Genomic DNA, 5,464 nt, shown 5'->3' with positions numbered 1-5,464 from the left:
CTATTCGAGCAATATATACTGAATTATAGACTACTTTATAGCAAGGTTCCAATTCATGCTTTATCATCTCGCAATTTGCATTAAAAAAAACGAGAATGTTTTCAGTCTGTTTTGCTACAAAATGCGTGATACCATCTACCTCATTTTTTTGTGTGTGGTATTGATTTAAATAAAGCGAATAAATTATCGTAACAATAAAATAGCTCAATAAAAACTTTATTAGAAAAATAAAAAATACTTTATGCTGCTGAAATATGTTTTTCAAAATTTTAAATTTTAACAAAAATATAATTTTACTTTCTTATTAATGTATAATTTTACAAAAAAATTAAACATGGAATTTGAACTTATAAAAACAGAAGTAAGAAACATCATTAAAACTAATGAAAATAGAGATGAAAAGCTTTCTAATATTTGTCAATTATTACAATATTCTATTTCATATTACAATTGGGTTGGTTTTTATTTTGCCAATCATGAAACCAAAACTTTACACCTTGGACCCTACGTAGGCGCTGAAACGGATCATACCGTTATTCCTTTCGGTAAAGGTATTTGCGGCCAAGTAGCAGAAAATAATGCAAACTTTGTGGTACCTGACGTTTCTGCCCAAGATAATTATATAGCTTGTAGCTTTACCGTAAAATCTGAAATTGTTGTGCCTTTATTTGTAAATGGAATTAATATTGGACAAATAGATGTCGACAGTCATGTAATTGACCCATTTACAGAAGCAGATGAACGTTTTTTAGAATTTGTAAACGAACAGGTGGCTTCCCTTTTCTAAAAAAAATTATTATCCGTTGCATTAATTTAAGTAACGGGTTTTTTTATTCTATTTCTGTATTGAAAATCAAATTATTCTACTTAATTTTGTTTAATCTTTTTAAATTAAAATTAAACAAAAAATGCCTATTTCTCAAAAAACTGAATTGGACGACATTGCTATCGATAGAATTATCGAAATGGCATGGGAAGACCGAACACCTTTTGATGCTATAAAATTTCAATTTGGTTTAGCTGAAGCTGATGTAAAAGCTTTAATGAAAAAAGAATTAAAATTTTCAAGTTACAAACTGTGGCGACAACGTGTAGAAAATTGTAAAACTAAGCATGCCGCAAAACGTGCTGAAGGTATTGACCGATTCAAATGTAAATTACAAAGAGCCATTTCAAATAATAAAATATCAAAAAGATAATAGATAAAATGGAAAACAAAAAGCCTGATAATATAGTTTATACGGAAGAAAAAGGATACAATGCAAGTTTTTTACCTTACGCAACAACTGTTGGCGCACCTATAATTAAAGTGGATGATGTTGCCGCATGGAAAGGTAGAGGTGTAAGAAATGTGAACAAAGAATTTGAAAATAAATTCAATGAACTAAAATTACAGTACCAAAATTTAATGGAAGAATATGAATGGAATGAAATGGTTTACAATTCAAAATTTTCATTTGAACCTATAATTGGAGAGATCTATCATTTATACGCATCAGGAAATGCCACTTACTTTTTATCCTTAATTCCACCAAATGAATGGAACAAAGAACACGTTGGAACCTTTCAATTAAATAGCGATAAAAAATGGGTGAAACTATAGTAAAACATATTACCCATGAACAAATTTTGAACATGGAAAAACAAGAACGTGTTCATTTTGCAAATAGTTTAGGTGGTTTTAAAAGCGTTGGATTAATTGGCACACAAAACAAAAAAAATCAAACCAATTTGGCTATTGTAGATTCTATTTTACATATTGGAAGCAATCCACCTTTATTCGGAATGGTTTTTCGTCCAGGAGTTTTAGAACGTCACACGCTAGAAAATATTTTAAAAACAGGTTTTTACACTATCAATCATATTACTGAAAAAATTCATAAAAAAGCTCATCAAACGTCTGCCAGATATGATAGAGATTGCTCAGAATTTGACGAAACTGGCTTAACTCCTGAATTTAAAAATAACTTTTTTGCGCCTTTTGTAAATGAAAGCAATGTACAATTAGCTATGGAATTTAAAGAAAAAATCACACTTTCCATCAATAATACGGTTCTAATAATTGGTGAAGTGAAAGAAGTTTATTTCCCAGAAAACTGTTTGCAAAAAGATGGTTTTCTTGACATCGAAAAAGCCGAATCTATCACTTGTTCCGGATTAGATAGTTATCACAAAACTTCACGGATTTCAAGATGGAGTTATGCCAAACCCGACAAAACAGTTACTTCACTAATTTAATTTTGATAAAAAAAGCGGTCAATATTGTATGGTTTAAACGCGACCTTCGTTTGGTTGATAACGAAGCGCTTTTTCACGCACACCAATCTGATTTGCCTTTGTTGCTTATTTATGTTTTCGAACCATCTGTAATGAAATATCATGATTCAGACGTACGGCATTGGCGATTTATTTATGAATCGATTCAGGATTTGAATAAAAAATTAAAAGGATACAACTCTATAATTTATTTTTTCCATAACGAAGTAAAAACCGTTTTTTCAGAATTGATTAAAAAATTTGAAGTTAATAACATTTTTTCGCATCAAGAAATAGGAAATAAAGTTACTTATGACCGCGATTTGGAAATGAAAGCGTTTTTCAGTTCCAACGAAATAACTTGGAATGAATTTCAAATGCACGGCGTAATTCGTAGGTTAAAATCAAGACAAGATTGGGACAAACGTTGGGAGCAAGTCATGCGTGATACCCCTAAAAACATAAAAGAATCCGATTTAAATACCATAGAATTAAATTCAGAATTTTACAAAAAAATAAAAGGAAACGAACTACCCATTGAAATTACAACTCCAAATCCGAATTTTCAAAGAGGTGGCGAATATTGGGCCTGGCGTTATTTGGATAGTTTTGTAAAAGAACGTTATGTTAATTACAGCAAACACATTTCGAAACCAGCTCTAAGTAGAAAAGGATGTAGCCGATTGTCTCCGTATCTATCTTATGGAAATATCAGCATGCGAATGATTTATCAATATACGAATCAGCATTACGAATCCTCAAAAAACAAACGTGCGATTCTGAATTTTGTATCGCGTTTGCATTGGCATTGCCATTTTATTCAAAAATTTGAAGACGAATGCGAAATGGAATTTGAAAACGCAAACCGAGCGTATGACAGTTTGATAAAACCCAAAAACGAAACCTACATTAAAGCTTGGCAAGAAGGAAAAACGGGAGTGCCAATTGTAGATGCTTGCATGCGATGTTTGGTTGCAACAGGTTACATTAATTTCAGGATGCGCGCTATGGTGGTTTCATTTTTCACCTTTAATTTATGGCAAGATTGGCGCGAATTGCATTTCTTGGCGAGACAATTTTTGGATTACGAACCAGGTATTCATTACCCTCAAATTCAGATGCAATCAGGCACAACAGGAATTAATACCATACGGATTTATAGCCCAATAAAAAACTCCGAAGAGCATGATGCTGAAGGTGTTTTTATCAAAAAATGGTTGCCCGAATTAGCAGAAGTACCTGTTAATTTGCTTCACGAACCATGGAAAATGAATGAAATGGAACAGCAATTTTACAACTGTATCATTGGAAAAGACTATCCAGAAACAATTGTAAACATAGAAGAAACAAGAAAATATGCAAGCGATATAGTTTGGAGCTTTCGGAAAAGAGGGGAAGTGATAGAAGAAGGCAAACGGATATTGCAAAAACACGTGAGTATTATGAATCGAAAAACAAAAAAGAAAACACAATAATGGCACTATTTTTAAAAGCAGATTGGGAAAATATCATCATGGCAAATTATGAAATTGATCCACAAATTTTACTTCCATACGTGCCAAAAGGAGTTGAAATCGACTTGTTTGAAGATAAATGCTACATCAGTTTAGTGGGCTTTATGTTTAAAAATACCCAATTATTCAATATACCAATTCCGTGGTTTGGAACTTTTGAAGAAATTAACTTGCGCTTTTATGTTGTTCGAAAAGAAGACAATCAAATAAAAAGAGGCGTAGTTTTTATTAATGAAACCATTCCCTACCCAATTGTGGCATGGGTTGCCAATAAATTATATAAAGAACATTATACGGTTATACCAACAAAACATCAGCAAATTGTTCATTCAGATTTTCAAAATATAAAATTTGAATGGTTAGTAGATTCCAATTGGAATAGCATTGATGTTCAGTATTCTTTCGAAACGAAGAAAATGACAAACAATAGTTTAGAACAGTTTATTTACGACCATTACTTCGGCTACACAAAAGTAAATGCCAAAAAAACAGAAGAATACAAATTGCAACATCCTAGTTGGAAAACGAATACCATTTCAAATTATAAAATTGATTGCGACTTTCAAGCCATGTATGGTAAAGATTTTGCAATTCTAAATGAGACAAAACCTGTGGCAGTTTTTATTGCTAAAGGATCAAAAGTGGGTATAGAATGGAAAAGAAAAAAACTTCAATTATAATATGAAAGGCGTAAAAAAACAAAACCTACCAACTAAAATTTGTGTGGTATGCCAAAAACCATTCACTTGGCGGAAAAAATGGGAGCAGGTTTGGGATGAAGTAAAATATTGTAGTGATAGATGTAGGAATGAAAGATTAAAAAATGGAATGATTTAAAGATTGAAAAAATCAAAATCATACAAAATCTTTAAATTTTTAAATCCTTTAATCTTTAAATTTATATAAAATGTCAAAAACGGTACGATTACTTCTCGGAGATCAATTAAACAGTAATCATTCTTGGTTTCAAGCTGTTGACGATTCCGTGACTTATGTTTTGATGGAAATTCGCACAGAAACCGATTATGCCAAACATCATATTCAAAAAGTAGTAGGTTTTTTCTCGGCGATGCAACAATTTGCCTCCGAATTACAATCGCAACAACATCAAGTCATTTATTTGAAATTGAATGATGCCAATAATTTACAATCGTTTGAAAAAAATATTAAATCTTTAATAGAAAATGAGCGTTTTACGAATTTTGAATACCAATTTCCTGACGAATACCGTTTGGATGAACAGCTGAAAAATTTGTGCCAATCGCTATCTATATCAACTTCCGTTTCCGATTCGGAACATTTTATGAGTTCTAGAAATGAATTAGGTGATTTTTTTGAAGGTAAAAAAACCTTTTTGATGGAAAGTTTTTACCACATGATGCGCAAAAAACACCATATTTTAATGGAAGGCGATAAACCTTTAACTGGTAAATGGAATTATGACGGCGAAAACAGAAAAAAATTGCCAAAAGATCACAAACCAACACCGCCTTTGGTTTTCAATAATAATGTTTCGAAAATAGTTTCTGAAATTCAAAAAACAGATATCAAAACCATCGGAACTATTGATGCCGACAATTTTGTGTGGCCCATCAACAGAGCACAATCTTTAAAATTACTTGATTTTTTTGTGACTGAATGTTTGGCGCTTTTTGGAAGTTATCAAGATGCCATGACGCCAAATGAATGGTCTT

Annotated in this window: 8 protein-coding genes; all 8 read left to right on the top strand. The window is 31.7% G+C overall.

Annotation, left to right across the window (positions count from 1 at the left end; all coding sequences use genetic code 11):
- The first annotated feature begins 334 nt into the window (after window positions 1-334).
- Window positions 335-787 carry a GAF domain-containing protein gene (locus ACIQ2I_RS07595; protein WP_396181823.1) on the top strand — a complete coding sequence of 151 codons (453 nt, stop codon included), beginning with the start codon at window positions 335-337 and terminating at the stop codon, window positions 785-787.
- Between the two features lie 121 nt (window positions 788-908).
- The gene (locus ACIQ2I_RS07590) at window positions 909-1,199 is read left to right on the top strand and encodes a TIGR03643 family protein (RefSeq protein WP_396181822.1); all 291 of its coding nucleotides are present in this window, start codon (window positions 909-911) and stop codon (window positions 1,197-1,199) included.
- 8 nt (window positions 1,200-1,207) lie between these two features.
- Window positions 1,208-1,603, top strand: a complete 396-nt coding sequence (locus ACIQ2I_RS07585; protein ID WP_396181821.1) for a DUF2452 domain-containing protein — start codon at window positions 1,208-1,210, stop codon at window positions 1,601-1,603.
- On the top strand, window positions 1,588-2,238 hold the full coding sequence (locus ACIQ2I_RS07580; protein WP_396181820.1) for a flavin reductase family protein: 651 nt from the start codon (window positions 1,588-1,590) through the stop codon (window positions 2,236-2,238). The genes ACIQ2I_RS07585 and ACIQ2I_RS07580 overlap by 16 nt, the downstream gene beginning before the upstream one ends.
- A gap of 2 nt (window positions 2,239-2,240) precedes the next feature.
- Complete coding sequence (locus tag ACIQ2I_RS07575) at window positions 2,241-3,731, top strand: deoxyribodipyrimidine photo-lyase/cryptochrome family protein (protein ID WP_396181819.1); 1,491 nt, start codon at window positions 2,241-2,243, stop codon at window positions 3,729-3,731.
- Window positions 3,731-4,450 (top strand): YqjF family protein, encoded by a 720-nt coding sequence (locus ACIQ2I_RS07570; RefSeq protein WP_396181818.1) that lies wholly within the window; start codon window positions 3,731-3,733, stop codon window positions 4,448-4,450. The genes ACIQ2I_RS07575 and ACIQ2I_RS07570 overlap by 1 nt, the downstream gene beginning before the upstream one ends.
- Before the next feature lies 1 nt (window position 4,451).
- Window positions 4,452-4,607, top strand: coding sequence for a DUF2256 domain-containing protein (locus ACIQ2I_RS07565; protein WP_396181817.1), 156 nt, complete (start codon window positions 4,452-4,454; stop codon window positions 4,605-4,607).
- 70 nt (window positions 4,608-4,677) lie between these two features.
- Window positions 4,678-5,464 (top strand): cryptochrome/photolyase family protein (locus ACIQ2I_RS07560; protein WP_396181816.1); only part of this gene is annotated, 787 nt, incomplete at its 3' end.

Origin of the sequence: Flavobacterium sp. (assembly GCF_044368995.1) — a bacterium.
Taxonomy (GTDB): Bacteria; Bacteroidota; Bacteroidia; order Flavobacteriales; family Flavobacteriaceae; genus Flavobacterium.
Note: the sequence above shows the minus strand (reverse complement) of the source record. Positions and strands in the feature narration are given on the sequence as shown.